Source organism: Lacticaseibacillus porcinae, from assembly GCF_003946305.1.
GTDB classification, from domain to species: domain Bacteria; phylum Bacillota; class Bacilli; order Lactobacillales; family Lactobacillaceae; genus Lacticaseibacillus; species Lacticaseibacillus porcinae.
Genome location: NZ_RHNS01000023.1, coordinates 19,410 through 46,156, shown reverse-complemented (window position 1 = coordinate 46,156; position 26,747 = coordinate 19,410). Strand labels below are relative to the sequence as shown.

Here is a 26,747-nt window from a genome sequence, read left to right as displayed (position 1 = left end):
ACGAAGATCTAAATCAAACTTGACCATAAGAAAACCCCCAGATTTGGATTGTTGTCCAAACCTGGGGGTTCACATCAGCAGACAGCATCTTTTTTGAATTGCTTCGATTTACAAGCCAAGTTTTGGTAACAAGCGGTTGCGGCGTTGCGATTTGCCAGCATAGATCAACACCACTGCCAGCGTTGCTTCAATCGCAAATACCACAAGTACGACGATCATGGTCATTAATTGAAAACCGCCTGCAGGATGGCCGCCAGGGGTGCCCATGCCAACGGTGATGTAGTCAAAAGAGAAATGGTAGGCCATCGCCGACAACAAGTTACCGCTGCGTTGGTATAACGCCGCAAATAGCAAACCGCCACCTAAGGCGCTGATCATTTGCACGCAAACCGCTGAAAAACTTTCACCAGATAAGTTCACCAAATGTAGCAATGCGAATAACCCCGCTGAAACAAAAAAGGCATTGCGGCCAGCATGTCGGCCTTTGAGTCGTTGCCGCAAAGCGCCGAAAACCATGCCGCGCATCCCGATTTCTTCAACGATTCCTGGAATCAAGGCCATCACGATCGCCCATGGCAAGTGATCGACACCGTGAATGCTGATCAGCAGTGCACTTTCTGCTAGCCAAACTACTGCTAACAACCCCCATGTCAGTGGTCGAAAGTTCGCAAAATAGATTTTTTGACCGATAAACAACCAATTCATGGCAAATATGAACAACAGCGTAAATAACTTATAAACCATTAAGCTCACCATGCCAGGCGCAATGAACGTTCCCGGCGCGATGATGGTGCGAAATAGCAGACTAAAACCTAACTCCCCGATCACTTCATACAACAACGCAAAGCAAATCACTTGCCAGATCACTGGCAATCGACGCAATTTTTCCATCACGGATCCCCCCATATCTAAATATAGGCTTACCAATTGAAAGCGCAATCATAAAATTGCAATGCGTTATTGCGGCAGTTTTAGTGCAATTGGTAGGTGGTTTGATAATGCACCATATCGCCAGGCATCAAAGTGTATTGTTGCAGTTGACGAGGATCGCATTGCGGCTCTAGCGCAACGCCAATGTGATCGCCGCTGGTTTTGCCGATCAATGGTAAGCTATCGTCCCAGTTGTTAGCCGTGTAGGCAACTAACGCGTTGCGATCGGTTGAAATCGTGATTTTGTTGTCGCCGCATTGAAGGATCGCGGCAGGCTTGGTGGTGTCCAATAAATAAAGATCATCAAGGCCGCGTTCAGGGATTTCTTTTAACGCGTCAAATACTGAAGCTAGCGGCGTAGATTCTCGCAGATCATAACCGCTGTCAGCGACATCCAAATTTTGCGGCAACGGGAATTTATTCGCGGCTGTGGCAATGCGTTGATGGGCATTGATCTGCAATTGGTGTTCGGCGACGTTGTTGGTATCACCGAGATTGAAATAGACGTGGCTAGTCGGGTTGAATAACGTCGGCATCGTGCTAGTGGCAGTATAGGTGATGATCACTGCGTTGTCGTCAGTTAATTGATATTGAATCGCAACTGATAAGATCCCTGGTTTGATCATTGCTGGGAATTGATGGGTGTAAGTCACCGCGTCAGTGCCGACAAGGACATCCCAATCAACCGTATCAAAGCCATCAGGGCCGCCATGCATGTTGTAGCCGTCGCCAGTATCTGGTAATTCAACTTTTTGGCCGGCAAGTTCAAAGGTCAATGGCACGCGGCCACCAGTGGGGCCAATGCTGTGGCCATGATGACTGGAATCATTCACATAAACCTTAGGGTCGCTAGTTAAAATCAGATCTTGTAAGCCGTTAGTCGTCGGTTTTTGCCAGTTGATCCAAGTCGCACCTTGGGTCATGGTTTCAATGGTCACCCCATGGGCATTCGTTAATTTCGTTGTCTGCATTTTCAGTACCTCCGTCTGCTTATATTATCGCACGTGCCGCCATTGGTAGCGGTAACAATCGGTGGATGTGACGGTAAACGTTCAGCGCTTTCATCTCAACCAGACTTTGGTATAATAGAAACAGACAAATAGGGGAAACGGTGAATTAAATGGCAGATAAAGTTAGAGTTAATGCAGCGGGTTTCAAAGTTGAACCTCTCAACACCAAAATCGAACATGAAACCAAAGGCACGTCATACATGGGCCTCGGTGATTACGGCATGATCTATGTCGGTAACAACGGGTTTGAATTTTACGATGATCGCAATCCGAAAAACTACATCCAACTGCCATGGCGGGAAGTCGATGTGATCATCGCGTCGATCATGTTTGGTGGCAAATGGATCCCACGTTTTGCCGTCCGCACTAAGAAAAATGGGACTTACACTTTTGCGGCCCATGATCCTAAAGCATTGTTGCGGGCATGCCGTGAACATATTCCTGCCGATCACATCGTCAAGAGTTTGAGTTTCTTCCAAGTGTTTGGTGCGGCGATCAAGAACTTCCCAAACATTATCAAGAACTTACCGAACACGATCAAAAACATTGGCAAAAAGAAAAAATAAAGAATTACCAAGATAGCGGCCGCTTCGATGCGGTCGCTATTTATTTTTTGCTTACACGAGCAAAAAGTTTACGGTATCGTTAATTTGGAGGATTTTGTGATGAACGATTTATTTGAACATGCGCCAGTGCCTAAGGCGTATATGCAACTGGCTTTGCCGGTAGTGATCGGGATGGTTGCCAGCATGATCTACAACTTAGCGGATACCTTTTTTATTGCGCAAACTGGTAACGCTGATTTAGTCGCCGGGGTTGCGATCGGCACCCCAGTGTTTTCGTTTATGTTGGCGCTTGGTGATATCTTCGGGTTAGGTGGCAGTGCCTTGATCTCACGGTTGATGGGGGCCAAAGATTATCAACAAGTCAAACGCGCGTCGAGTTTTTGTTTTTATGCCGCGGTTATTTTAAGTTTGATCGTTAGTGCCTTGATGTTAGGCTTTGAACAACCAATTCTAGGCATGCTTGGGGCCACCACCGCAACGCGTGCCTATGCAGGTGGGTTTTATCGCATGCTGGCGATCGGCGCGGTGTTTATCATTGTGTCGTTAGTACCTGGGAATATCATTCGTACTGAAGGCTTGGCGAAGCAGTCGATGATCGCTACAGCAGCAGGGTGTGCGTTGACCATTGTGCTGGATCCGATTTTCTTATTTGGGTTGCATTGGGGAGCGAGCGGCGTGGGTTTAGCCAATGTGATCGGCTATGCGTTAAACACTGGTTTGTTGGTGTGGTTCACCTTGTCTAAATCTGAATATTTAAGTGTGAAGCCACTGCTTGCTCGTGTCGATCAAAAAGCTTTTTGGGCGATCATTGCCATTGGGATCCCAGCGTCGTTGACCAACTTCATGCAAAGTTTTGGCATTGCGTTGTTGAATTCGCATTTAGCCCATTATGGATCAGACGCAGTGGCGGCAATGGGGATCGCACAAAAAATCTACATGGTCGTGATGTTAGTGATGGTCGGCTTTGCCTTTGGCGCCCAACCATTGATCGGCTACAACTTTGGGGCGAAAAATCACGATCGCCTCAAAGCGATCCTCAAATATGATTTCAAAGTCGAAATCGGTTATGCGCTAGCAGCAGCGGCTTTGTTAATGCTATTTTCCCCACAACTAGTCGCGTTATTCATGAACACCCCTAAAATTGTGGCCTTAGGGAGTTTAATGTTGCGGGCTTTGCTAGTGACGACCCCATTTATCGGGGCGATCTTGGTGTTTACCACCGTTTTTCAATCCACTGGTCAATCACTTGGGGCGCTGGTGATGGCGATTTCTCGACAAGGCGTGGTGTTCTTCATCGTGATGATGGTGTTACCTTTGATACTCGGGTTACACGGTGTGATTTTTGCGCAGGCAGTTGCAGATGTGATCACCTTTGGCATTGGGATTGTGGTGTATCGGCGAGTGATGCGAACAAATTAATGACTTAGCGGCGACTTTTCATGAGTTGCCGCTATTTTTCCGCGAAAAATGAGGAAATTGCACATTAAGGCGACAAATTTTGCATTTAGGCTTGACCTGTAACGCGTTACAGCCGTTACAGTGTAAACGTAAACAAATAAAGGAGGTCGCGACTATGTTCATCGCCGATCATGCGCCGGTATATCCGCGCGTCAAGTTGTCCCGTTACGATAAACTCAATGCATTGCATCAGGCAGCGGTATTCTTACACCAAGATCGCGGCCTCGACTTACAACAAGCCATTTCCAGTTTGCTTGCCAGTGCTGCCCGCGACGCTGTGCAACTGAATCAGCGTACGGCGTTGATCCATGTCACCGATCCTAACTGCACCAAACCAGAAGTTTTGGTGATGACCTTGCGGCGGCCAGTGATGTGGACGATTTTGCAAAAGCCGATCGATTATTTGATCGTGTTGCGGGTACCACAGTTATTTGACGATACGCAATTACAAGTTCTGCGTGATCGCGTTGCCACTGTGGTTGCCGCTAATCATCAATATTTTACTCAATGGCGTGACGATCCCGTGGGTTTAGGGATGTTTGCTGATGATCTGGTTTAAATCAAAAGCGTGTGCTTCAGAAATTCTTCTGAAGCACACGCTTTTTTAGTGGCAATGTTTTAACGCAGAAGCCAACCAATCACAATATTCATGTTCTCGCAATACCGCGTGTTGCAAAATCAAGTAATGCCCAAGTCCTGTCGTTGGGGCGCCATCAGGAAACTTGGTGGCGAGTTGGTGCTCGAGGTGGGTACGCTTGGTCGTATGTTCAACTTGTTGGGCTTCAAGCATCGGCTTCAACCGCGAATCTGATGCATCGGGGATGAAGTATAACTTCAAGGCAAATTCATCTTTACCGTTGGTTGAGGCAGCAGTCGGTGCTGCCAGCCAAGTGTTTAAGGTGTCCAAACCGTCGTCAGTGATCGCATAGCGTTTGCGGGCGAGTTTTTCGCCAGTGACTTCTTCAGTGTGCGTTAAAGCGCCGGCAGTTTCGAGCTTTTGAAGCTGTGGGTAGATTTGAGAATGTTGCGCTGACCAGAATTCCCCGATATCTGAATCGAAGGCTTTGGTCAGCTCATAGCCAGTCATCGGTGTTTGGTGAAGTAAACCTAAAATAATAAATTGCAGTAAATTGCGTTGGGCCATGAATTTTCCTCTTGACGATTTGATAAGTTCAGTATAACATAATCACGTTGATTAAAACATGTCATTAATGACATATAGGAGGAACTCGCATGGCAAACTTGAATCACTTAGATAAACATTTTGAAACCTTAGACGATTTCTTAGGCACGCACTTCATTTATACTTACGACAATGGTTGGGAATATGAATGGTACGCTAAAAATGACCACACGGTTGACTACCGCATCCACGGCGGCATGGTTGCAGGACGTTGGGTCACGGATCAAGAAGCCCATATCGCGATGTTGATCCCAGGCGTATACAAAGTTGCTTGGACTGAACCGACTGGCACTGACGTTGCGTTGGATTTCGTCCCTAACGAACATAAGCTCAACGGTACGATCTTCTTCCCAAAGTGGGTCCAAGAACATCCAGAAATCACCGTCACTTACCAAAACGAACACATTGATTTGATGCACGAATCTCGCGAAAAGTACGAAACTTATCCAAAGCTCGTGGTGCCAGAATTCGCACATATCACGTATATCGGTGACGCCGGCCAAAATAACGACCAAGTTATTGCCAAAGAACCATACGCTGGCATGCCAGATGACATTCGCAACGGCAAGTTCTATGATGACAACTACCAAATGATCAAATAAGTCTAACAAGCCACGTCGATTGCTCGATGTGGCTTTTTTCTTAAGCAAAAGTAATGTTTTGAACGTTTCCGCTCACGTGACAACACTGTAAGCTGAGCACCTGCGAGAATATGTTATCCTAGCAATAGTAATTCGCGAAGTGGAGGGGCATATGGCACAGTCATTGTTATTGGTTGAAGATGAAACCAGCTTGACGACATTTTTGTCATCAGAGCTGAAGTTCGAAGGCTACGACGTTAATGTCGTGCATGATGGGTTAAGTGCTTGGCAATATTATCAAGCCCACGGTCAAAGCCTAGATCTGGTGATTTTAGATTGGATGTTACCGAAGCTAGACGGCTTAGAAGTGTTACGTCGCATCCGCAAAAATGATGATTTGCCAGTGATCATGATGACGGCGCGGGATTATGTCGGCGATAAAGTCGCCGGCCTTGATAACGGCGCCGATGATTACATTACCAAGCCTTTTGATATTGAAGAACTACTTGCTCGCGTGCGGGTCTGCGTTCGCCGCCAAAATCATACACCACATAGCACTTATACGGTTGGTGACTTGACCCTTGATACCAAAGCGCGCACTGTGCGTCGCGGCGACTTGGTGGCAGTGCTCACCCCACGTGAGTATGAATTGTTGTTGGCGTTGATCCAACATGCTAACGATCCGATGACTCGCGACGAACTGCTCGATACAGTGTGGGGACAAGATTTTGACGGGCAAGTGAACATTGTGGATGTGTATATTCGCTACTTGCGCAATAAGTTGGACTTGCCAGGGACGCAACCGCTGATCCATACAGTGCGCGGCGTCGGTTATGTGTTATCAGCGGACTGGTGCCATGCCTAAACCAACAGAATCTAGTGCCACTCGCATTTCGCGCGCTTATGCGTGGTTGTTGACGGTATTGATGTTAGCAGTGGGGTTAGCAACAGTCAGCGTTGTTGGGGCGCATTTGGTGCGCAATAAACAAGAAGATGCCGCCCAGTTGATGACTACGTTGCAAAATAGTTTCGCCGATAACAAACCTGACTGGGATTATTGGCGCGATACTGCGAATGTCAACATGCGCACCAGCTTTGTGCGGGTGATCGTCAAACCGAAAACGAAAACGGCTCGCTATTATTACACCAAACATACGCAAGCCTTTTTGAAAGATAATTGGGATACTTGGGCACTGTGGTCACATGTCCAATATCAAAAAAAGCATGGGATCTACTATCATCTTGCTGAAACCAAACATTATGGCACCACCAAAGTCACTTATGAATTATGGTTGAGCTTGAATAATATGATCGAATTATTCAAATTAACGTTGTTAGTGATCGTGGTGATGAGTGTGATCGGGTTGTTGTTAGGGATTTGGTTGATCCACATTTTTGCGCGGCGCTTAAACCAACCGTTAGTAGACTTAACCACAGCGGCAGAAACGATTGTTGAAACCAAAGACGCGACTTATCATGAAACCTTGCCAGTGCCTGCAGGTCCTGCAGAAGTGCAAGCGTTAGGCGTTGAGTTCAACCGCTTATTAGCGAGTTTGAATCAACAAGTGATCCGCGATCATCAATTTGTTTCCGATGCGTCGCATGAATTGCGGACGCCGCTAGCTGCGATCCGCGGCCATGTTGGGTTGATCAGACGCCATGCCAAAGACCATCCTGAAATCGTGCCTGAGTCACTTGCCACCATTGAAGCCTCAAGCTTAGCGATGCAAGAGCTGATCGAGCGGTTGTTAAGTTTATCGCGCATGGATCATGCCCATTTAGCTGGAGACTGGTTTGATTTGTCAAAATTGGCAAACCGCGTGGCTGCCGCCTATCCCGTTGGTGATCACCAGCCGCTACAAGTGATCACCGATAATTCAGTGTTAGCCTATGCGCATCGTGATTCAATCGAGCAAGTGGTAGTCGCGTTGCTCAACAATGCTGAGAAATATGGTGAAAATTCTCAAATCACGATCCAAGTATCGCGCACCGCTGATGGCGCTGAACTGTCAGTTTCAGATCAAGGCCCAGGCGTCAGTGATGCTGATAAAGATAAAGTGTTCGATCGCTTCTATCGCGTCGATGCCTCACGAGAAAAGCAGATCGGTGGCACTGGCCTGGGTTTAGCGATCGCCAAGCGGTTGATCGATTTAAATCACAGTGAATTAAAAGTGGTCGACAATCATCCCACAGGCGCAAGGTTTGTGATCACCTTGCCGACAAATGATTAAATGTTGAAAGACTGAAGCCCAGTGCTTCGGTCTTTTTTGTTGAGTCGATTGACAAATGCGGATCGACTGCCATTTAGGTACTAAGGGCGATTCTGAGAAATTCTCAGATTAAATTCAACAAGCATAAGGGGATGCGCTTAAACAAAGTCGCTACACTAAAACCATCACCTGATCAGAAAGGAGTCGTCATGCAAATCGCCTTGTTGCTGCCATGCTATCACTCGCAAAAACTCTCGCAAACTGTTACCGCTGTGCAAGCTCAAATCGATATTTGTACCAAACTGTGGCCGCAAGTGGGCTTTCAGCTGTGGTTGATCGATGACGGCGCCGGTTCAACGTTAGCTGATGAAATTGCCCAATTGAAAGTCAGCGTCGAAAACGCTCATAAACTGTGTTTATCGCGACATTTTGGCTATGACGCGGCGGTGCTTGCAGGCTTAGCGTCAGTGGCTGCTGATGCTTATGTGGTGATCGACCCAGAACAGCCTACGATGATCGAAACCATGGTCTCAATGATCGATGCATTAGTGGTTGGTGGTTATCAAGTAGTTGGCTTTGGCAACAAACGGCGAATGATTTTTCGCAATTGTGCGTTTACCGCCCAAGTGAAGCGCGCGTTGTTGCAAGGCGCCAGCCGCCATGTTTTTGCGTTAAGCGATTTGCAAGACATTGGCTTTAAACAAAAACGCCTCGCTTGGATCGGTTCATTGCCTAAACGCCAAGCCCCACCTTGGCTATTGTGGGTGATCGCCGCAGTCGCAGTGATCGCGTTGAGCTTTTGGCCGTTAGGGGCAACTGTAGGCAATGTGATCTTGTTAGGATTTTGCTTTACCCTTTGGCAACGGCGGCAACCAGGTGGACCGAGTTATGTGATTTCAACAATCGACTAAGGAGTAGGAGATTGAAACAATTTTTTCAACGACCAGTGGTGAATTTCATTTTGCGGACCTTATTTTACGCAGTGATCTTATTGGTACTGGTGTACTTATATAGCTACCGCGGTGTCGGTGGCAGTCACTTTATTTATAACGAATTCTAGTGTCTTGGAGGGTTATCGTGATCACAGATATTATTCAAACGATCGATGCATTTGCACAACAAGAGCCGCATCGCGTCTGCTACCAAATCAATGACCAAACGTATGATTATCAACAACTTAGCACTGCTTCGACGCATTTAGCGCAAGCGATCGCTGGCTGCGACCTACCAGCGAAGGCACCGATCATGGTGTATGGCGATCAAAGCTTTGCCACTATCGTCGCGTTTCTCGCCTGTGTGAAATCAGGGCATGCCTATATTCCAGTCGATACCCATTCGCCACAAACACGGTTGACCATGATCGAAAGTATTGCTAAACCGGCGTTGATCTTAGCTGTGGCAGACTTGCCGATCGCAATGCAAACACCAGTGCTTGATGCCCGGACGCAAGCCATCGCCGGTAGTCGCGCCCATGCTGCGAAGTTGACTCCAGTGACAGGCGATGATACCTTCTACATTATCTTTACGTCAGGAACGACGGGTCAACCTAAAGGCGTGCAGATCTCGCACAACAACTTGTTGAGCTTCGTCAATTGGATGAACACCTTTGATCTGCCTGAACATGCACAAGTGTTAAGCCAGGCCCCATATTCCTTCGACTTATCAGTGATGGGGTTGTATCCAGCACTCACGCAAGGCGGTGCGTTGAAAGTAATGCCGCAAGACCAAGCGGCAAACTTAAAAACGTTGTTTGCGGTGTTACCGACTCTAGCCTTGCAAGTGTGGATCTCAACGCCGAGTTTTGCCAGCATTTGCTTATTAGATGCCAACTTTGATGCGGCGCATTATCCTGATTTAACCCAATTCTTCTTTTGTGGCGAAGAGTTGACTCATGCTTTAGCCGAAACTTTATTACAACGTTTCCCACAAGCACAGATCTATAACACTTATGGGCCGACTGAAGCGACAGTTGCGGTGACGGCGGTTGAAATCACCCAAGCAGTGCTTGATCAATATTCCGGTTTGCCGATCGGTGTCGCCAAACCGGATACGAAGATCTTATTGCGTGAAAATACCTTGCGCGATGAAGATGGACAACGCGTTGGGGAGTTGATGATCCAAGGACCAAGTGTGTCTAAAGGCTACCTCAATAATCCTGATAAAACGGCGGCTGCCTTTTTACCAGACGGCTATGCGACAGGCGATCTCGGGTACATCGATGATGCCGGGATGATCTTTTATCGTGGGCGGACAGATTTTCAAATTAAGCTTAACGGCTACCGGATCGAACTTGAAGAAGTCAACCACTACTTAAACGATGCGCCATTGATCGCACAAGGTGTTGCGATCCCTAAATATAACCGTGAACATAAAGTGGCGAAGCTGTTAGCTTATATCGTCCCAGCCAAAAATGAATTTGAATCAGAATTACAACTGACCCAAGCGATCCGCCGCTCGCTAGAAAGTAAAATGATGAGCTACATGGTGCCACAACGGTTTGTTTATCGCGACGCGTTGCCGCTGACGGCGAATGGGAAAGTGGCGATCAAACAGTTGATCGCTGAGGTCAACGCATGATCAACTTACAACCTTATGCAGATCCGCAATACTTTATTTATCTGTTAGTAGCACTGATCCCATTGATGGTCGGCTTGTGGCATGGCCACCGGTTGAAAGTCTATGAAGTGCTGGTGAGCCTCAGTTTTATCGTGTTGATGTTCACTGGTGAAAAATGGCATCAAGGCGTTGCCTTGATCGGCTACTTGATTTGGCAAGTGGTGGTGATCTTCGCTTATGCCCATTATCGCAAAGCCCACAATCAAACATCGTGGTTTGTGATCGCAGTCCTTGCGTCGATTTTCCCTTTGGTGATCGTCAAACTGACGCCAGTATTCAGTGTGACGCCATCGCTATTGGGTTTCTTAGGGATCAGTTACCTGACCTTTAAAGCCGTACAAATCATCATGGAACTGCGCGATGGCACCATCAAGGCCTTACGTGTTTGGCCAGTGATCCGCTTTATGTGCTTTATGCCGACAATTTCCAGTGGGCCGATCGATCGCTTCCGGAGGTTTGAACAAGATGTTGAAGGCGCACCTGAGCGCGACCAATATCTCGACATGTTGAACCGTGCGGTGAAGTATTTGTTCTTAGGGTTTTTGTACAAATATGTGCTGGGCTACTTGTTTGGGACGGTGTGGTTGCCGCAACTGGCGCATTTTGCCTTGCGGATCGGCGGCTTTTCTTGGTCGTTAGTCGGGTATATGTATGACTACTCGATGTATTTGTTCTTTGATTTTGCTGGTTACAGTTTGTTCGCTGTGGCGATTTCATTGATCATGGGGATCGACACCCCGATGAACTTTAACAAACCTTTTGCCGCGCCGAACATCAAAGAGTTCTGGAATCGCTGGCACATGAGCTTGAGTTTCTGGTTTCGGGATTTCGTCTTCATGCGGACGACTTTCTTCATCATGAAGCACAAATTGATCAAAAACCGCATTCGCGTCAGTCAAGTCGCTTACTTGATCAACTTTTTGGTGATGGGCTTTTGGCATGGGGTGACGTGGTATTACATCGTTTATGGCTTGTTTCACGCCGCAGCGATCATTATCAACGACATTTGGTTGCGATTTAAGAAAAAGCACCGCCAGTCAATGCCGCATAACCGCTTCACCCAAGCGTTGGCGATTTTTATCACCTTCAATGTGGTTTGCTTTAGTTTCTTGATTTTCTCTGGTTTCTTAGACACGTTATTCTTCAAATAAAAAGGAGTACTTACAATGGACACGAAAACAACGGTATTAAATATCTTACAAGACCTCACCGGCGAAGATTTATCCAGTGCGTTAGACACTGATTTATTTGCTACGGCATTACTAGATTCCATGGACACCGTCCAATTGTTATTAGAATTACAAGATCAACTCGGCATTTCGGTGCCAGTGTCTGAATTTGACCGCAATGAATGGAACACGCCAAACAAGATCATTGCCAAAGCCTCTGCTGCCCAATGAAAAAACGCCTGTGGATGATTTTTGGACCAGTGATCTTGGCGTGTGTGCTAGTACTCGGCGTGTTATTGGTGCCACTACCACAAGGTCACCTCAATCAAAAAACCTTGCGCGAAGCGTCGGTGTCGATGGCACCCAACATTTTGCTGGGTCAACGCATTAAAGATCAAGCGTTAAAGTCTGATTATGTCCCGTTTATCGGCAGTTCAGAATTGTCACGTATGGACGCCTTCCACCCGTCAGTGTTAGCGGCGAAATATGATCGGCCTTATCGTCCGTTTTTACTCGGCGCCCCAGGGACTCAGTCGTTGACGCATTATCTTGATAATCAATCATGGATCCGTCAATACCGCGGCAAAAAAGTGGTTTTCATCATTTCATTGCAGTGGTTTACACCAAAAGGCGTCAATCCCGGCGCTTTTCAATATTTCTACTCGCCATTACAAGCGATTCAATTCTTGCAACACGCTGACTCACACGATGCCGCCGATCGATACGCTGCCAAACGTTTGTTGAAGCTCAGTCCCGCTAAAGCGCATAGCGATATTCGCGAAGGCTTGTTAGATATTGCGGCTGGCGTTAAGCTCGGTCAAGGGTTGAACACCCGCTTAGCAATTCATGAGACCTTGTTGCGCAATGAAGACAGTTTGTTCTCCCGCTTTACAGTTGGCAATCACTATGCCCGTATTCAAAAAGGCATGGCCCAATTACCAGAACATGCGACTGCCGCGCAACTTGACGCATTGGCAGGAAAAATCGGTGCCAAAGCGACGACAAACAATCATTTTGGCATCGAAAATCACTTCTTCTCCCAACGCTTAGGTGGCAATAAACTGGCCAAAATGCGTGGCAAACAAGCGACATTTGACTATCGCCGTTCACCAGAATATGGGGATTTCCAATTGTTGCTGGATCAATTTGCCAAAAATCATATTCAAGTGCAGTTCGTGATCCCGCCGATCAACGCCAAATGGGCACAATACACCCATTTGTCGCAACCAATGATCACCACCACCACCAATAAAATCAAACGGCAATTAGCTGATCAAGGTTTCTCACATGTCTTAGACCTCACCAAAGCTGGCCGTCAACCTTACTTCATGCAAGACACGATCCACTTAGGTTGGCGCGGTTGGGTGGCAGTTGATCAAGTTGTCGATCCATTTTTGACGCAGCAGCAGGCACCTGATCATTATCATATCCAACCGTACTTCTTCTCCAAGGGGTGGGCCAATGCGCAGTAATCGCCGTCGCGTGCGTCAAACCCTTTGGCCGCAAGTGATCGCCGCGATGTTGATGTTGGGGGTGGTGGCCGCGGTGGGCTTTGCAGTCGGCAAGCGGGCGCAACCTCAAGTGGTCAAATCGCATGCTGTGGTGCACATCAAAACCAAACCAGCAACTGAAGCCACCTTAGATCTCCAAAAGTATTTACCCAAAAATCAATTCTCAGGGGTCGCAGCGTTATACCGCAATGGCAAGCGAGTCGCGACGCTTGCTCAAGGTCAAGCCACTGCCCAAACGTTGAATACCCCAGATAATTTGTTTGAAATCGACTCCGTGCAAAAATCAGTGACTGCTGGCTTGGTGATGCATGAGGCGATGCAAGGCAAGCTTCACTTACGCGATCACTTGAGCCAGTATTTTCCCCAAGTCCCAGGCAGTGACACGATCACGATTCGCCAATTGCTAGATATGGCCTCAGGGTTAACGGTACAAGGTGGGTTTTTGAGCAAAGACTACATCAATGATCAAACCACTGTTGATCGCATGTTGGCGAAATTGCGCTATACCCCAGCAATGAATGGGCAAGGCCGCTATCAAGCTGCAGATTATGTGGTGCTAGTCGGGATCTTGATGAAGTTGACTCATCAAAGTTATCAAACATTGGTTGAAAATGAATATATCAAGCCGCTACATTTGACGCATACCCGGTTTGCTTATGATCGTAATATGGCAGAGGTTGCACTGGGCCATAGTCTCGGCAAACACGGCTTGACTGATGAAACACCAGTCAACGCGACGTCAGCGCAACAACATCAAGAACTCGGCACCGGTCAGTTGCTGATGAGCGTCGATGATTTATTCGCGGTTGAATCAGGACTTTTGTCAGGACGCTTACTTGGTGGCAACAATGTCAGTGCATTATTATTTGCCCCAGGTTCGCTTTCCACATATGGCGGTGGCCTCTATCAAAACGGCCCGTTTCGTTCAGCCAATGGCTTTGGTTACGGCTATGAATGTTTCTTGCGGATCACCCAATCTGGTCGCGATGCAGTGATCGTGATGAGCAACTGCAGTGTCCCTAAAGCCGCCAATGAAGTGGCGGCCGATAAAATTGCGTTAGCTTGGTTGACGCATTAAAAAAGCTTCACCTTTGAATTCAGTCAAAGGTGAAGCTTTTTGGGTTTAATGCACTAAATTGCCGCGGATCGTCGCCACATCACGCCCATTGTTTTTAGACGTGTATAAGAAAGCGTCAGCGCGGCGATAAAGATCTAAATAGTTTTTATCATCAATAGTTGCGCGGTCTTGTCCCAGAGAAATGGTGAGGTGCAAACATTGGTCATCAAAGCGAAATTCTAAGCCGTTGAGTTCCTGGCGCAACTGTTGGGAGATCTCAGTGGCGCGTTGATAAGATTCCACCACATCAAACAGCAAAATCGAGAACTCTTCGCCACCAGTGCGATAAACTTTGGCACGATATTCCCAAGTCCCAGACATTTTTTGTAAATGCTTGGCGACGGTTTTCAAGACTTCGTTGCCAGATAAGTGGCCGAAGTCATCATTGATATTTTTGAAGTGGTCGATATCAAAGGTATATAACGAGTAAAGCTCATGATGATCTTGATAACGTTCGAAGGCTGCTTGTAAATCTTGATCGAATTTCCCGAAATTGTACAGCCCAGTGAGCGGATCGATCACCGCTTCTTTTTTCAACCGGCGATCATTGAGGACCCGGGAGTTGAATTGCCAATTGGTTTCCCACAACACAAATTCAAGGAGCAAATATCCGCCTAATAAAAACGGCCAACCGACATCGATGCCACCTAACGCTTGGTAGTTCGCGACATAAGCAGGGATGGCAAACAAGAAACCGAAAGGATAATACAACCAACGCTTCATCGTCAACGGCCGCGCAAAGCGATGCGCCACGATCGTTAACACCATCGGGAAGATCACCCACCAAGCTTGATGCCAATCCATCATCCAAATAAACCAGCTGCCGCCGATGATCATCATGGCGATGGTCATCGAACGCGTTCGCGTGGATAACACTGCATAAAGCATGGTGATCAATTGAAAGTTTAAAAAGGTCCACCCATAGCCGACTGGATGCCCAGCGTTAGCAATGTTAAGCAGCGAGTCCACGTGGAAAAACAGTAAAAATGCGGCAGTCAATGCGATCAACACACCATTGCGGTGGTGCTTGATGAAGCTTTGACGTTTGGTTTGTTCGATCCAGACGTACAACCAAATAAAGCTGATCAAAATAATCAAATTCGCGATAAACGTGACCAACCGCAATCCCCAGATCTCCATCATGCACCCCCTTTTTTGATTTCGTTAATTGGGGCTATCATACCATATTACTAGAAATAATATTATAAGATTCGCCTTGTATTCTGGCCAACTCTGACCGAAAATGGAAGTGTAGGCAGGATTTTTGGACTTGAAGAGGAGATAACAACATGGTTAAGCCTCAAACAAGACAGGAGCTACTGATTGCTTCACGGACAAAATTTGATGAATTAACGACATTGATCAATGCCTTGCCCGCTGGAAGTAAGACCAAAGAATTCAGTTTCAAAGGCCGCGATCGCAACTTGCGCGATGTCTTGGTGCATCTTAGCGCATGGCAGGCTTTGTACTTACATTGGAGTACCACCAACTTACAAGGCGAACAGCGCGTACGCTTTTTGCCAAAAGGCTACACTTGGCAAACCAGCAGCAAGTTGTCTGAACAACTGCGGCAATTGAATCAAGATCTCAGCGTGGATGAAGCGTTCAAGCGCCTGCAAAACACCCATCGTAAAATGATCCGCCAATTCGAATCATTGCAACAAGAGAAATTATTTACCCATAACTTCTTTAATTGGACTGGGTCTTCGACGTTAGGGGATTATGCTAGCCTGTTCTCAGCAGAACGCTATGAATGGGCGATCCGTCGCTTACAACACTTCCGTCATGACTTGGCACAAAAACCTTTAGTGACTCAATAATTCATTTGTAGAGTTGAAACGCGATCACGTTTCAACTCTTTTGTTTGCCTTCCAGAATTCTTCACATGCTTTTGCTATATTGAGGCTATTCAAATTCCTGGAGGCTGACATGTTAGAACTGCTATTCCTGTTATTCGTTGGATTGGAACTGGTGACGATCGTCATTTACCTGCGCTTGCAAAAGCATGTGAATCAAAAGTACCCGTCATTGCGTCGACACCCGCAGGCGACAACATTTGAGAAGTGGCGCGAACAACACCACGTGATCGATATCCTCAGTACCTATTCGCAAGCCCCGTATCAACAAACCAAAGCGATCGGGTTCTGGATGCTCTTAGCATTTGGGTGTCTGGGTGGTTGTGCCGCGAGTTTCTTAGTGTCAGATTTCGTCAACTGGTCAGCGTTTATTTTTCCGATCGGGTTGTTGGTGAGTGGCGTAGGTTTTATGCATGCCCAACGCCGCAATTTAATGGTGCAACTGCCGGCATGGCAAGCGCTCATTGAACATGATCCGGAGACTGCTGCAAGCTTTGGCGTGACTGAAGAAAAGCTACCACAACTTAAATTGCGGAGCACCAAGCTCATGAATTTATATTGGGTATGGTTGTTAGCGATCGTTTTTTTTGTGATCGCGATGGTTTGTGCCATCAGCTTAAAGTATTGATCCATTCCATGCAAAAAGCCCTCAAATCACTTCGATTTGAGGGCTTTTCAGATTACGCGTGTTGGGCAAGGATCTCTTGTGCGCGCTTCACTTCTTTTTTCACATTGGAAACGGCAGTGCCACCTAAACTAGTCCGGCGGTTAACTGCAGCTTCTGAAGACAATTCAGTGTAAACATCATCTTCAATTTGTGGCGCTGCTTGTTTCAATTCAGCTAGCGGCATATCTTGAAGCGAGGTTTTGGTTTGAATACCTTTGAGTACCAGTTCTCCGACGATTTCATGGGCTTGGCGGAATGGTACGCCTTTAGTCGCGAGGTAATCGGCCAATTCAGTGGCATTGGAGAAGTCGTTGATCGTCGCGTCATGCATTTTTTCAGGATGAACGGTCAATGATTCGATCATCCCAGAGAAAATATGCACGGAACCTAAAATCGTATCAAAGGCATCAAAAATTGGTTCTTTATCTTCTTGCATGTCTTTGTTGTAGGCTAGCGGGATAGCTTTCATCGTGGTCAACAGACCCATCAAAGCACCATAAACGCGACCGGTTTTCCCACGGGTGAGTTCTGCGAAGTCGGCGTTTTTCTTTTGCGGCATGATGGAACTGCCAGTAGAGAAGGCGTCAGACATTTCGATGTAGTTGAACTCGTAAGTGCACCACAAGATCAACTCTTCTGCTAAGCGAGACAAGTGTTGCATCAAAATCGCCGCGTTAGATAAGAATTCCAAGGCGAAATCACGATCAGATACTGCATCTAAGGAATTGTGATAAACCGCATCAAAGCCCAGTTGTTCAGCAACGAATTCACGATCGATCGGGAAGGTGGTCCCAGCAAGTGCTGCGGCACCTAAAGGCAAAATGTCAGTGTGCTTTTGGTTGAATTCAAAACGTTCATAGTCGCGTTGGAACATTTCGAAATACGCTAACAAGTAATGCCCGTAAGTGATCGGTTGCGCATGTTGCATGTGGGTGTAGCCTGGCATGATGGTACCAGCATGTTCGTCGGCCTTTGCCACCAATACACTTTGTAAATCGCTGATCGCTGATTTGATTTCAGGTAAGCGATGCTTCAACCACAAATGCAAGTCCGTCGCCACTTGGTCGTTACGAGAACGCGCTGTGTGCAACTTACCAGCAACCGGGCCGATCAAGTCAGTGAGCATGCTTTCCAAGTTCAAATGGATGTCTTCGTTAGCGATGGTGAAATGCAATTCGCCTGCGTCGAGTTTTTGTTGGAGTTGATGCAAGCCGTCAGTGATCGCGTCAGCATCTTTTTGAGGAATGATGCCAGTTTTGCCGAGCATTGCGACATGCGCAAGGGACCCTTCAAGATCTTCATGCGCCATGGCTTGGTCGAATCCGATCGATGCGCCGAACTTGTCGACCCAAGCCGCCGCTTTTTGCGTGAATCGGCCGCCCCATAGTTTATCAGTCATTGTTTACCTTATCCTTTGCTTGAGAATGTACATGGTTGACTTGTTCGTAAACCGTTGCAGGCAAGGTCCATAACTTGATGAAACCAGCGGCTGCTTCTTGATCAAAGGAGTCAGCACTTGTGTAAGTGGCGAGGTTTTCATCGTATAAGGAGTTAGGAGACTTACGAGCAACAGCCGTGACATTGCCTTTGTAAAGCTTCATCTTCACCACACCGTTGACGTTCTTTTGGGTTTCATCAACGAAAGCCATCAAAGCGTCAAATAATGGGGTGATCCACTTGGCTTCATAGATCATGTTGGTGATTTGTTGTTCGATCAATGGCTTGTAGTGGGCGATGTCGCGTTCCAACGTCAAGTTTTCAAGTTCATGGTGAGCCGTCATGATCACTGCTGCACCCGGCGCTTCGTAAACTTCACGAGACTTGATGCCGACCATCCGGTTTTCGATTTTGTCGATACGGCCGATGCCGTTTTCGCCGGCGACTTTGTTTAAGTTCTTGATCAACGTTGCCAAAGGCATTGGGGTGCCGTCGATGGCAACTGGCAAGCCTTTTTCAAAGGTGAGGTCTAAAAATACTGGTTCGTCAGGCGCTTCTTCAGGAGAAACGCTCATCCCCCAAGCATCATCAGGTGCTTGGTTCCATGGGTTTTCCAAAATGCCGGCTTCGTTAGCACGGCCCCAAAGGTTGCAGTCGATAGAATATGGGGACTTCTTGCCGATCGGCACTGGAACATTGTGTTCTTTGGCGTAGTCGATTTCTTCTTCACGAGACCAGTGGAAGTCACGAATTGGGGCTTCGATTTCAAGATCTGGATCTAAGGCATGGATCGCCGCTTCAAAACGCACTTGGTCGTTACCTTTACCAGTAGAGCCATGGGCAATGGCAGTGGCGCCATGATCATGAGCGATTTTGACTAAGTGGTCGATGATCAAAGGACGGGACAAGGCGGAAACCAAAGGATAGTCGCCTTCGTATAAAGCGTTGGCCTTGATGACTGGTGCGACATACTTGTCAGCAAATTCATCTTGGGCATCGATGGCGTAAGATTCAGAAGCGCCAACTTCTAAGGCTTTCTTTTGAATGAAGTCCATGTCAGTGCCTGGTTGGCCGACATTTAAGCAAACAGCGATGATTTCGTCATAGCCTTTGTCTTTGAGCCAAGGAATTGCCACAGAAGTATCCAAACCACCGGAATAAGCCAATACGATTTTTTTAGTCATGAGTAAATCCTCCTAGAATTTTTTAAAGTTGAGTGTTAACTGATCAATTACGCCATGCGCCGTTCAACAAAGCCTAACGCACGGGTGAGAATGAAGGTCATTGCAAAGTAGATCAAAGCAACGATCATCATTGGGAAGAACGGCTGGAATGAGGCCCCTTGGACCGTGGAGCCTTCAAACATCAATTCTGATGCCCCGATCACTGACAACACAGAACTTTCCTTGATATCAGTGACGAATTCGTTACCTAACGCTGGCCAGATGTTCTTGATGGCTTGTGGTAACACCACATAACGGGTGGTGGCACCGCTAGATAACCCTAAGGAACGGGCCGCTTCAGTTTGACCAACTGGCACAGAGTTCAAACCAGAACGAATGATTTCAGCGACATAAGCACCAGAGTTGATGCCCATGGCGATCGCACCAGCAGTGAAGGCTGAAAGGCTAAGCCCTAAGACTTGAGTCCCGAAGAACACGATGAAGGCTTGAACCATTAATGGGGTGCCACGAATGAATTCGACGTATACGGCGCTGATCGCTTTTAAGATCCAAAGCTTAGAGCGACGCATCAAGGCTAAGATCGTTCCAAGCACTGTCCCGGCGATGACTGTCAACAGCGCGAACAGCAAGGTGTTCAAAGCCCCTTTGACAAAGAAGCCGCTGTATTTGGCCCAAAAGCCTTGGGATTGGTTTTGCAAGGTGTAAGCTTGATCCAAATATTTCTTCCACAAGCCTTGCTTTTGCATGGAGGTGATCGATTTGTTGATCTGCGTCGTCAAAGCGGTGTCGTTTTTAGGTAAGGCAACCACGGTTGGACTAGCAGAGGTGGCAAAATGTGGATCGACCATCATCAATGATTTGTTCTTTTGCACATAAGCCCCGGCGATGATGGAACTCATGACCCCAGCGTCGAGTTTATTATAGGAAACTTGGGCAACGACGTCATTGGCTTTTTGCAAACTGTGGATCTTCGCGCCTGGCAATTGCGCTTTGGCAATTGCTTCTTGCGTGGTTTGCTTTTGAGCCCCAACAGTCGCACCTGAGAAGTCGGCAACGTTTTTGTATTTAGACTTGTCTGACTTGCGAATGACGACGATTTGCTTTTCATACATGTAAGGCTTGGAGAAGTTGACTTGCTTGGCCCGTTCAGGGGTTTTGGACATCCCAGAAATGACCATATCAACTTTCCCAGTCTTTAAGCCGCCGATCAAGGCATCAAAGCCCATTTCCTTGATCTGCAACTTGACGCCCATGTCTTTGGCAATTTTCTGGGCTAACGACACATCAGCGCCGACGATTTTATCTTGACCATCGACTGTCGCGTGAAATTCCAGCGGCGCATAGTCGGCGGATAACCCGACAGTGATGTACCCGCGGTTTTTGATCGCCTGCACGCGACTAGTTGCAGCATCTACTGGATGCACGCTTCCGGCTACGATAAAGGCAAGTAACGCGATTAACGCGAACGCCCACCGTTTCAAATTTTTCATATCCCGCCAACTCCTAAAAGTGAATTTTTATTGAATATATACCCAATTGGCGGAATATGCAAGCTTTTGTGTAAAAAATACAAAAATTATTCAGTGCGGTACGGCTGCAAAAATGCGGCAATGTAATGGTAGAAGGTGGTGTTATCTTTGACGTAATCGCTATGTGACGCGCCTGGCACGATGCGCAAAATGCTAGTTGGAATGGCGCTGGCGATTTCCACGGTTTCAGATTTTTTCACCACATCTTTTTCACCAGCGATCACAAAAGCCTGCGCGGTGATTTGATGCAGCGACTTCGTTGAGATATGTGGTTCATTCAACATTAAACTAAGTAGCGGATCGTGTTTGCGCCAATTGCTTACACGTACGCCAAAGCGGATCGGCGCTTTGATACCTTGTGGCGTGAGGTTGCCCCCAGCTAGTACGACCTTATGCACGAGGCTGGGGCGTTGACTAGCGATCAACATCGACACGATCGCCCCATCAGAAAAGCCGACGAGATTAATGGAATCAAGCTGCAGCGCGTCAGCGAAGTTCATGATGTCATCTGCCATGAGTTGATAAGATAGCGGAACATTGTGTTGGCTTTGGCCATGGTCACGCGAATCAATGGCATATACCGTGTAGTCGCTGGCGAGTTTGGTTTGCAAATCAGTGAATAACGTGTGGTCTTCACCGTTGCCATGAAGCAAGATCAACGGTTCACCAACGCCTGCTTGCGTATAAAATAAGCGGATGTGATTGACTGTAATTTCCATAATGTCCCTCCGATAGCTGTATTGTACAACCATGAAGCAAGTGATGCGAATACGTTAGGGTGACTTGAAATAGAACTTCAAGATTACCAACTTGCCTCCGGCACGAAAAACTGTGGGCTTCGATGATTTGGCGCCACTACGATGAATTGGACAAGTTGCCGGTGCGGCCGGTTGCAGAAATCGGCAAAGCCCGCCGATGTTCTTTCACCTAGAATTTGAACCAAAGAAAATCGCTTTGTTTCAAATTCTGCCGGTGAAATCTACGCAAGCCGCCACAAACCGGCGTCTTACTTGATTTCACTACCACAGGCAATTGTCCAATTCACCTCCGTTCTGCCAAATCATCTCCGCTCACAGCTTTTCTTCGTTCGTGTCGCTAACTTACAAATCAGATACGCTGATGTTGCAGAGTCTTTCATCTGAAATCGATGAATCTTCATACTGATGTGAATGATAGTTAATTTTCGCCTGTCGGTACAGCCACAAGCAAACACTTGTCGCGCAAAGCTTTCAGCGCTTTTTGACGTAACCGCAAAAGCTTAAGAATACGCGTATTGATAGAAGCTTTTTGCCCCGCGGCCAAGAAACCGTTATAATGGAGTTAATATGACCGAACCTGAGGAGGGCCTATTGCATGGCAAAGAAGATCCTAGTGGTTGATGATGAAAAACCCATCTCTGATATCGTGAAATTCAATTTAACTAAAGAAGGCTACGAAGTCGTTACCGCATACGACGGCGAAGAAGCATTAGCCAAAGTTCAAGAAGAAGATCCAGATTTGATCATCTTGGACTTGATGTTACCTAAAATCGACGGCTTGGAAGTGGCGCGGCAAGTCCGCAAAGATCGCGATACGCCAATTATTATGTTGACAGCCAAAGACTCTGAAATCGATAAAGTCTTAGGGTTGGAACTTGGTGCTGACGACTATGTCACCAAGCCATTTTCTAACCGCGAATTAGTGGCGCGGGTCAAAGCAAACTTACGTCGCCAATCTGCGGTGCAACAAGCACAAGAACCAGACGATGAGAACAAAGACCTCACTGTCGGTGATTTGACCATTCATCCTGATGCGTACACTGTCTCTAAACGTGGTGAAAAAATCGAATTAACTAACCGCGAATTTGAATTGTTGCATTATTTGGCCCGTCACTTAGGTCAAGTGATGACGCGGGAACATTTGTTGCAAACCGTTTGGGGTTATGATTACTTCGGCGATGTCCGCACTGTTGATGTGACGGTCCGCCGCCTCCGTGAAAAAATCGAAGACGCCCCATCACATCCAGAATGGTTAGTGACGCGGCGTGGCGTGGGTTATTATTTACGCAACCCAGATGCTGAATAAATCGCTTAGGGCAGGACATGCGTGTCCTGCTCTTTTAGCTAGCAGTATAAATTTGAACACTCCAGTTGGCTCACCACGTGCGACGCGGCCAACTTCCGTTTTCAAATTTAAACATGAGTTGACTGCTTGCGGAGATCAACACTTGAGACGTGATTTGAAACATCACGAATCGTCGCAATGATTGCAGTCAGTCAAAGACGGAGGCTGGCCGTGTGGTCGTCATGAGATTTGCGTTAGCGATTTATCGCTTACGCAAAACCGCAAGTCGAAATCCACTTTGATCATGAGCATCGCGAATGATCAAAGTTAGTTCGGCTGAGGACCCTTATGACGACCACACGAGCCAGCTGGAGTTTTTGACTGACTGCACGCCATTCATCTTTAGGAGTTCCAATGAATAAAAAGATCCGCTTTTTCCAATCGATCCATTTTAAAATCGCGCTTGTGTTTATCTTGTTGCTGTTAGTGACAGTGGAGCTCATTGGCGCGTATTTTGTGCGGTCATTGGAACAGCAAAATATTGAAACCTTCAAAACTAGCTTGAATGTGGATACCTATATTCAAAACAAGTTAGAAACAGATTTACTGCGGACGGATACCAGCACCGCCAACTCAGATATCAAAACCACGATTTCACAAGCGGAAATCGCCAATTCTGCTGAGTTACAAGTTGTCGATGCCAAAGGAACGATCCGCGCAAACTCCAATATCAACGACCAATCAGACGTCGGGCAAAAATCTGCTTCCGGAAATGTGAAGTCGGTATTGTATAACGGCCAGATCTTTGAAGGCTTCCAATATGGGAGTGCCACAGGCTCAACGTATTCCAAAATCATTCCGTTGAAAAACCCTAATGCCACTGGTGACGGGAGTTCTGTCATCGGGGCGATCGTCATTTCCGCGTCAATGGACACGGTTTATTCAAACATCAATAAAATCGTCAGGATCTTCTTGTTTGCTTCGCTGATCGCTGGGTTGTTAGCTGCAATTTTAGCCATTGTCATTGCCCGCGCGATCACACGGCCGATCGATGAAATGAAGAAACAAGCCATTCGCATGGCGCGTGGTGATTATTCTGGACAAGTCCGCATTTACGGCCAAGATGAACTCGGTCAATTAGCCGTTGCCGTCAACAACTTGTCAGTCCGCGTTGAAGAAGCGCAAGAGGCGAGTGAAGCTGAACGGCGGCGGCTGGATTCAGTGCTTGCGCATATGACTGACGGGGTCATTGCCACTGATCGTCGTGGGAATGTCATCATTATCAACGAAACAGCACTGGAAATGCTCAACACTCGCAACGAAGATGTGATCGGATTGTCGATTTTAAAGTTGTTGAACATCGTCAAAGATTACACTTTGCGTGATTTGTTGGAGAATCAAGAAGAACTGCTGCTGGACTTCTCCCAACAAAGCGACCATGACTTGATCTTACGGGTCGATTTCTCGTTGATCCAGCGGGAAACTGGCTTTATTTCAGGGTTAGTGGCAGTGCTTCATGATGTCACCGAACAACAGAAAAACGAACGCGAACGCCGCGAATTCGTGTCCAATGTCTCCCATGAGTTGCGGACGCCATTGACGTCGATGCGCTCTTATATTGAAGCGTTAAATGATGGGGCGTGGAAAGATCCTGAAATCGCCCCGCAGTTTTTGAAAGTCACGCAAGAAGAAACCGACCGGATGATCCGGATGATCAACGATTTGCTGAGTTTGTCACGAATGGATTCTGGGACGTCGAAAATCGAACTTGAAACCATCAACTTAAATGAGTTCTTTAATTACATTTTGGACCGCTTCGACATGATGTTTAAAACTGATAATGAAGCAGCCGGTTCTGATAACAACCGCGTACAACCTTTGCCATCTAGTCGCAAAAAGCAATATGTGATCAAACGTGAGATCACCAAGCGCGATTTGTGGGTGGAAGTGGATCAAGATAAGTTCATGCAAGTGGTCGATAACATCATGAACAACGCGATCAAATATTCCCCAGAAGGTGGCACCATTACCGCTCGCTTAGTGGAAACTCATAACCATGTGATTTTATCGATCACTGATCAAGGTTTGGGGATCCCAAGAAAAGATATCGGTAAAGTCTTTGACCGCTTCTATCGCGTCGACAAAGCGCGTTCTCGTCAACAAGGTGGGACTGGGCTTGGTTTGGCGATTTCTAAAGAAGTGGTTGAAGCCCTCGGTGGTCGTATTTGGGTCGATTCACAAGAAGGCAAAGGCAGTACCTTCTATATATCCTTGCCTTATGAACCATTAGACGAAGGAGATGATTGGGATGAAGCTTAGTGGTTGGTTATTACGCATTGGCCTGATCTTAATGATCGCCTTGAGTTTGGTGTTGTCATGGGTGATTTGGCAAAATCCTTCTCGCCTTGGCCATCAACAAGCTGCCGTTACTGTCACGAAAAAGTCTGATAAAGACACCACCAAAAACATCGGCACTGTTTTAGCGCCGACGCAAGCTTATTATCAACATGACAACAATAAGCAACTGTTGTTCACCCCAGATGATGATGTGATCTCTGATTTGCGCACCACCGTGAAGAACTGGCAACTGAAAACAGTGACTTCTGGTGGTAAGTTGACCGCCAGTGAATATAACGCGTTGTTAGCAAGCAACGATACCTTACAGCTGGTTTATCCTGATAGCGTGGCGTATCAGTTGTTTGATGGTAACTGGTTTAAAGATGATGCCAAAGCCGCGAATTTTAACTTCAACCGGATCGTCATCAACTTAAATGCCCATCGCGATTCGATGGTATTTGTCAATGACCGCACCCGCGCGATCCACACGGCGACTTTGAAATCCCATAGTGTCCAAAAACTCCAAGCGCAAGTAGATGCGGCGACAACCACCAGCTTCAATGTCCAAGAGTTGCGGTTAAGCAATGGTCGCCAAGTCGCCGATTTCACCAGTGAGATCCAAGTGCAACCTTATGTGTACTTGCTTGATCAACAATCTGCTAACCACTATGTGTCGTTATTGATGCCAGCGACGCAAACCAGTACTGTTGATGCGCGCGAATTAGGTTCTGACACGGTATACACAGCAGGCACTGATTATCGCTTGACTTTGAATCAAGATACACAAGTCATGCAATTTGATGATGCGTCGGCAACGACCAATACCGCTAGTTTAAAAACCAATTTACAAAAATCCTACACCGCTTTAAGCAATTTAGACCTGTTAGGGATGAATAGTATGCGGTATTATCGCTACACCAAAGCCACGTCGATGGTGACTTTTCGCTCAGTGGCCCAAGGGATCCCGATTTTTAATGCCGATTACTATGGTCGCGTGACGGTTGCGGACACTGATTCTGGTCGGCAAATGTATTTTTCCACCAATAACCTAACCGTACCGATCCCAACGTCACAAGCTAAAACCACGTTGCCAACGACGCAAACGGTGATCGATCACATCACTAATGTCGGGTACAACGAATCGGCGATCGAAGATATTGCACTAGGCTATCATTGGGTCAAACAAGATGAGAACTCACAAGTCGTCAATTTGAAGCCGACTTATTATGTGGAGATCGGTGGGCGTTATCGCCGATACACCAAGTGGTTAGGCCCTGACGCAGATAAGCAAGCCAGTGCCGCGACGTCGGCTGTCGCGCATGAACAACAATAGGAGGTGAACC

26 protein-coding genes are annotated in these 26,747 nt (G+C 47.0%); 18 read left to right on the top strand and 8 right to left on the bottom strand.

Going from position 1 to position 26,747, the window contains the following annotated elements; all coding sequences use genetic code 11:
- Positions 1 to 108: 108 nt before the first annotated feature.
- Both EKM92_RS12835 and EKM92_RS12830 read right to left on the bottom strand, forming a co-directional pair.
- Complete coding sequence (locus EKM92_RS12835) at positions 109 to 891, bottom strand: CPBP family intramembrane glutamic endopeptidase (RefSeq protein WP_164510011.1); 783 nt, start codon at positions 889 to 891, stop codon at positions 109 to 111.
- An 80-nt stretch (positions 892 to 971) separates the two neighbouring features.
- Positions 972 to 1,901 (bottom strand): aldose epimerase family protein, encoded by a 930-nt coding sequence (locus EKM92_RS12830; RefSeq protein WP_125711409.1) that lies wholly within the window; start codon positions 1,899 to 1,901, stop codon positions 972 to 974.
- A gap of 149 nt (positions 1,902 to 2,050) precedes the next feature.
- Here EKM92_RS12830 and EKM92_RS12825 point away from each other — a divergent pair, with 149 nt between their 5' ends.
- The 3 genes from EKM92_RS12825 to EKM92_RS12815 all read left to right on the top strand — a co-directional run bounded on the left by EKM92_RS12825 (position 2,051) and on the right by EKM92_RS12815 (position 4,523).
- Positions 2,051 to 2,506: a DUF956 family protein gene (locus EKM92_RS12825; protein WP_125711408.1), complete on the top strand. Its 456-nt coding sequence runs from the start codon at positions 2,051 to 2,053 to the stop codon at positions 2,504 to 2,506.
- A gap of 99 nt (positions 2,507 to 2,605) precedes the next feature.
- Positions 2,606 to 3,925 (top strand): MATE family efflux transporter, encoded by a 1,320-nt coding sequence (locus EKM92_RS12820; protein ID WP_125711407.1) that lies wholly within the window; start codon positions 2,606 to 2,608, stop codon positions 3,923 to 3,925.
- A gap of 154 nt (positions 3,926 to 4,079) precedes the next feature.
- A complete protein-coding gene (locus EKM92_RS12815; protein ID WP_125711406.1) occupies positions 4,080 to 4,523 on the top strand; it encodes a PTS sugar transporter subunit IIA in 444 nt (147 codons plus the stop codon).
- A 45-nt stretch (positions 4,524 to 4,568) separates the two neighbouring features.
- Here EKM92_RS12815 and EKM92_RS12810 read toward each other — a convergent pair whose 3' ends face one another.
- Complete coding sequence (locus EKM92_RS12810; RefSeq protein WP_125711405.1) at positions 4,569 to 5,108, bottom strand: PadR family transcriptional regulator; 540 nt, start codon at positions 5,106 to 5,108, stop codon at positions 4,569 to 4,571.
- Between the two features lie 89 nt (positions 5,109 to 5,197).
- Here EKM92_RS12810 and EKM92_RS12805 point away from each other — a divergent pair, with 89 nt between their 5' ends.
- From EKM92_RS12805 to EKM92_RS12760, 10 genes are all read left to right on the top strand, one after another.
- The gene (locus EKM92_RS12805; RefSeq protein WP_125711404.1) at positions 5,198 to 5,749 is read left to right on the top strand and encodes a phenolic acid decarboxylase; all 552 of its coding nucleotides are present in this window, start codon (positions 5,198 to 5,200) and stop codon (positions 5,747 to 5,749) included.
- 151 nt (positions 5,750 to 5,900) lie between these two features.
- Positions 5,901 to 6,593, top strand: coding sequence for a response regulator transcription factor (locus tag EKM92_RS12800; RefSeq protein ID WP_125711403.1), 693 nt, complete (start codon positions 5,901 to 5,903; stop codon positions 6,591 to 6,593).
- Positions 6,586 to 7,959: a sensor histidine kinase gene (locus tag EKM92_RS12795; protein ID WP_125711402.1), complete on the top strand. Its 1,374-nt coding sequence runs from the start codon at positions 6,586 to 6,588 to the stop codon at positions 7,957 to 7,959. The genes EKM92_RS12800 and EKM92_RS12795 overlap by 8 nt, the downstream gene beginning before the upstream one ends.
- A gap of 188 nt (positions 7,960 to 8,147) precedes the next feature.
- Entirely contained in the window at positions 8,148 to 8,849 is a 702-nt protein-coding gene (locus tag EKM92_RS12790) for a hypothetical protein (protein ID WP_125711401.1), read from the top strand.
- A gap of 11 nt (positions 8,850 to 8,860) precedes the next feature.
- Positions 8,861 to 8,998, top strand: a complete 138-nt coding sequence (locus EKM92_RS12785; RefSeq protein ID WP_125711400.1) for a teichoic acid D-Ala incorporation-associated protein DltX — start codon at positions 8,861 to 8,863, stop codon at positions 8,996 to 8,998.
- Between the two features lie 17 nt (positions 8,999 to 9,015).
- Entirely contained in the window at positions 9,016 to 10,515 is a 1,500-nt protein-coding gene (gene dltA, locus EKM92_RS12780) for a D-alanine--poly(phosphoribitol) ligase subunit DltA (protein ID WP_125711399.1), read from the top strand.
- Entirely contained in the window at positions 10,512 to 11,705 is a 1,194-nt protein-coding gene (gene dltB / locus EKM92_RS12775; RefSeq protein WP_125711398.1) for a D-alanyl-lipoteichoic acid biosynthesis protein DltB, read from the top strand. The genes dltA and dltB overlap by 4 nt, the downstream gene beginning before the upstream one ends.
- Positions 11,706 to 11,720: 15 nt before the next feature.
- Complete coding sequence (dltC, locus tag EKM92_RS12770) at positions 11,721 to 11,954, top strand: D-alanine--poly(phosphoribitol) ligase subunit DltC (RefSeq protein ID WP_125711397.1); 234 nt, start codon at positions 11,721 to 11,723, stop codon at positions 11,952 to 11,954.
- Positions 11,906 to 13,195 (top strand): D-alanyl-lipoteichoic acid biosynthesis protein DltD, encoded by a 1,290-nt coding sequence (gene dltD / locus EKM92_RS12765; RefSeq protein WP_338035132.1) that lies wholly within the window; start codon positions 11,906 to 11,908, stop codon positions 13,193 to 13,195. Before dltC ends, dltD begins: the two co-directional genes overlap by 49 nt.
- The gene (locus tag EKM92_RS12760) at positions 13,185 to 14,312 is read left to right on the top strand and encodes a serine hydrolase domain-containing protein (RefSeq protein ID WP_125711395.1); all 1,128 of its coding nucleotides are present in this window, start codon (positions 13,185 to 13,187) and stop codon (positions 14,310 to 14,312) included. Before dltD ends, EKM92_RS12760 begins: the two co-directional genes overlap by 11 nt.
- Before the next feature lie 45 nt (positions 14,313 to 14,357).
- Here the strand turns inward: EKM92_RS12760 and EKM92_RS12755 are convergent, their stop codons facing one another.
- A complete protein-coding gene (locus tag EKM92_RS12755; protein WP_164510010.1) occupies positions 14,358 to 15,491 on the bottom strand; it encodes a GGDEF domain-containing protein in 1,134 nt (377 codons plus the stop codon).
- Between the two features lie 149 nt (positions 15,492 to 15,640).
- Between EKM92_RS12755 and EKM92_RS12750 the strand changes: the two genes are divergently transcribed.
- Both EKM92_RS12750 and EKM92_RS12745 read left to right on the top strand, forming a co-directional pair.
- On the top strand, positions 15,641 to 16,171 hold the full coding sequence (locus EKM92_RS12750) for a ClbS/DfsB family four-helix bundle protein (protein ID WP_125711393.1): 531 nt from the start codon (positions 15,641 to 15,643) through the stop codon (positions 16,169 to 16,171).
- 109 nt (positions 16,172 to 16,280) lie between these two features.
- On the top strand, positions 16,281 to 16,835 hold the full coding sequence (locus tag EKM92_RS12745; RefSeq protein ID WP_125711392.1) for a hypothetical protein: 555 nt from the start codon (positions 16,281 to 16,283) through the stop codon (positions 16,833 to 16,835).
- Positions 16,836 to 16,887: 52 nt separating this feature from the next.
- On the opposite strand, the gene argH is transcribed toward EKM92_RS12745, so the two are convergent.
- The 4 genes from argH to EKM92_RS12725 all read right to left on the bottom strand — a co-directional run bounded on the left by argH (position 16,888) and on the right by EKM92_RS12725 (position 21,743).
- Complete coding sequence (argH, locus tag EKM92_RS12740; protein WP_125711391.1) at positions 16,888 to 18,273, bottom strand: argininosuccinate lyase; 1,386 nt, start codon at positions 18,271 to 18,273, stop codon at positions 16,888 to 16,890.
- Entirely contained in the window at positions 18,266 to 19,495 is a 1,230-nt protein-coding gene (locus EKM92_RS12735) for an argininosuccinate synthase (protein WP_125711390.1), read from the bottom strand. The genes argH and EKM92_RS12735 overlap by 8 nt, the downstream gene beginning before the upstream one ends.
- Positions 19,496 to 19,542: 47 nt before the next feature.
- Positions 19,543 to 20,985 carry an ABC transporter substrate-binding protein/permease gene (locus EKM92_RS12730; RefSeq protein WP_125711389.1) on the bottom strand — a complete coding sequence of 481 codons (1,443 nt, stop codon included), beginning with the start codon at positions 20,983 to 20,985 and terminating at the stop codon, positions 19,543 to 19,545.
- A gap of 86 nt (positions 20,986 to 21,071) precedes the next feature.
- Positions 21,072 to 21,743 carry an alpha/beta fold hydrolase gene (locus tag EKM92_RS12725; protein ID WP_164510009.1) on the bottom strand — a complete coding sequence of 224 codons (672 nt, stop codon included), beginning with the start codon at positions 21,741 to 21,743 and terminating at the stop codon, positions 21,072 to 21,074.
- Positions 21,744 to 22,377: 634 nt separating this feature from the next.
- Here EKM92_RS12725 and yycF point away from each other — a divergent pair.
- The 3 genes from yycF to EKM92_RS12710 all read left to right on the top strand — a co-directional run bounded on the left by yycF (position 22,378) and on the right by EKM92_RS12710 (position 26,737).
- Positions 22,378 to 23,088 (top strand): response regulator YycF, encoded by a 711-nt coding sequence (gene yycF / locus EKM92_RS12720; RefSeq protein WP_125711387.1) that lies wholly within the window; start codon positions 22,378 to 22,380, stop codon positions 23,086 to 23,088.
- Positions 23,089 to 23,481: 393 nt separating this feature from the next.
- Positions 23,482 to 25,386: a cell wall metabolism sensor histidine kinase WalK gene (walK, locus tag EKM92_RS12715; protein ID WP_125711385.1), complete on the top strand. Its 1,905-nt coding sequence runs from the start codon at positions 23,482 to 23,484 to the stop codon at positions 25,384 to 25,386.
- Entirely contained in the window at positions 25,376 to 26,737 is a 1,362-nt protein-coding gene (locus EKM92_RS12710) for a YycH family regulatory protein (RefSeq protein ID WP_164510008.1), read from the top strand. Before walK ends, EKM92_RS12710 begins: the two co-directional genes overlap by 11 nt.
- The last annotated feature ends 10 nt before the right edge of the window (positions 26,738 to 26,747 follow it).

Coding starts and splice junctions, on each gene's coding strand:
- argH (WP_125711391.1), bottom strand. CDS start 18,273: ATGACTGATAAACTATGGGGCGGCCGATTCACGCAAAAAGCGGCGGCT.
- dltC (WP_125711397.1), top strand. CDS start 11,721: ATGGACACGAAAACAACGGTATTAAATATCTTACAAGACCTCACCGGC.
- EKM92_RS12735 (WP_125711390.1), bottom strand. CDS start 19,495: ATGACTAAAAAAATCGTATTGGCTTATTCCGGTGGTTTGGATACTTCT.
- dltB (WP_125711398.1), top strand. CDS start 10,512: ATGATCAACTTACAACCTTATGCAGATCCGCAATACTTTATTTATCTG.
- EKM92_RS12795 (WP_125711402.1), top strand. CDS start 6,586: ATGCCTAAACCAACAGAATCTAGTGCCACTCGCATTTCGCGCGCTTAT.
- EKM92_RS12820 (WP_125711407.1), top strand. CDS start 2,606: ATGAACGATTTATTTGAACATGCGCCAGTGCCTAAGGCGTATATGCAA.
- EKM92_RS12745 (WP_125711392.1), top strand. CDS start 16,281: ATGTTAGAACTGCTATTCCTGTTATTCGTTGGATTGGAACTGGTGACG.
- EKM92_RS12825 (WP_125711408.1), top strand. CDS start 2,051: ATGGCAGATAAAGTTAGAGTTAATGCAGCGGGTTTCAAAGTTGAACCT.
- EKM92_RS12815 (WP_125711406.1), top strand. CDS start 4,080: ATGTTCATCGCCGATCATGCGCCGGTATATCCGCGCGTCAAGTTGTCC.
- EKM92_RS12790 (WP_125711401.1), top strand. CDS start 8,148: ATGCAAATCGCCTTGTTGCTGCCATGCTATCACTCGCAAAAACTCTCG.
- walK (WP_125711385.1), top strand. CDS start 23,482: ATGAATAAAAAGATCCGCTTTTTCCAATCGATCCATTTTAAAATCGCG.
- EKM92_RS12760 (WP_125711395.1), top strand. CDS start 13,185: ATGCGCAGTAATCGCCGTCGCGTGCGTCAAACCCTTTGGCCGCAAGTG.
- EKM92_RS12750 (WP_125711393.1), top strand. CDS start 15,641: ATGGTTAAGCCTCAAACAAGACAGGAGCTACTGATTGCTTCACGGACA.
- EKM92_RS12810 (WP_125711405.1), bottom strand. CDS start 5,108: ATGGCCCAACGCAATTTACTGCAATTTATTATTTTAGGTTTACTTCAC.
- dltD (WP_338035132.1), top strand. CDS start 11,906: ATGGAACACGCCAAACAAGATCATTGCCAAAGCCTCTGCTGCCCAATG.
- EKM92_RS12725 (WP_164510009.1), bottom strand. CDS start 21,743: ATGGAAATTACAGTCAATCACATCCGCTTATTTTATACGCAAGCAGGC.
- EKM92_RS12800 (WP_125711403.1), top strand. CDS start 5,901: ATGGCACAGTCATTGTTATTGGTTGAAGATGAAACCAGCTTGACGACA.
- EKM92_RS12830 (WP_125711409.1), bottom strand. CDS start 1,901: ATGCAGACAACGAAATTAACGAATGCCCATGGGGTGACCATTGAAACC.
- EKM92_RS12710 (WP_164510008.1), top strand. CDS start 25,376: ATGAAGCTTAGTGGTTGGTTATTACGCATTGGCCTGATCTTAATGATC.
- yycF (WP_125711387.1), top strand. CDS start 22,378: ATGGCAAAGAAGATCCTAGTGGTTGATGATGAAAAACCCATCTCTGAT.
- EKM92_RS12805 (WP_125711404.1), top strand. CDS start 5,198: ATGGCAAACTTGAATCACTTAGATAAACATTTTGAAACCTTAGACGAT.
- EKM92_RS12835 (WP_164510011.1), bottom strand. CDS start 891: ATGGAAAAATTGCGTCGATTGCCAGTGATCTGGCAAGTGATTTGCTTT.
- EKM92_RS12730 (WP_125711389.1), bottom strand. CDS start 20,985: ATGAAAAATTTGAAACGGTGGGCGTTCGCGTTAATCGCGTTACTTGCC.
- EKM92_RS12755 (WP_164510010.1), bottom strand. CDS start 15,491: ATGGAGATCTGGGGATTGCGGTTGGTCACGTTTATCGCGAATTTGATT.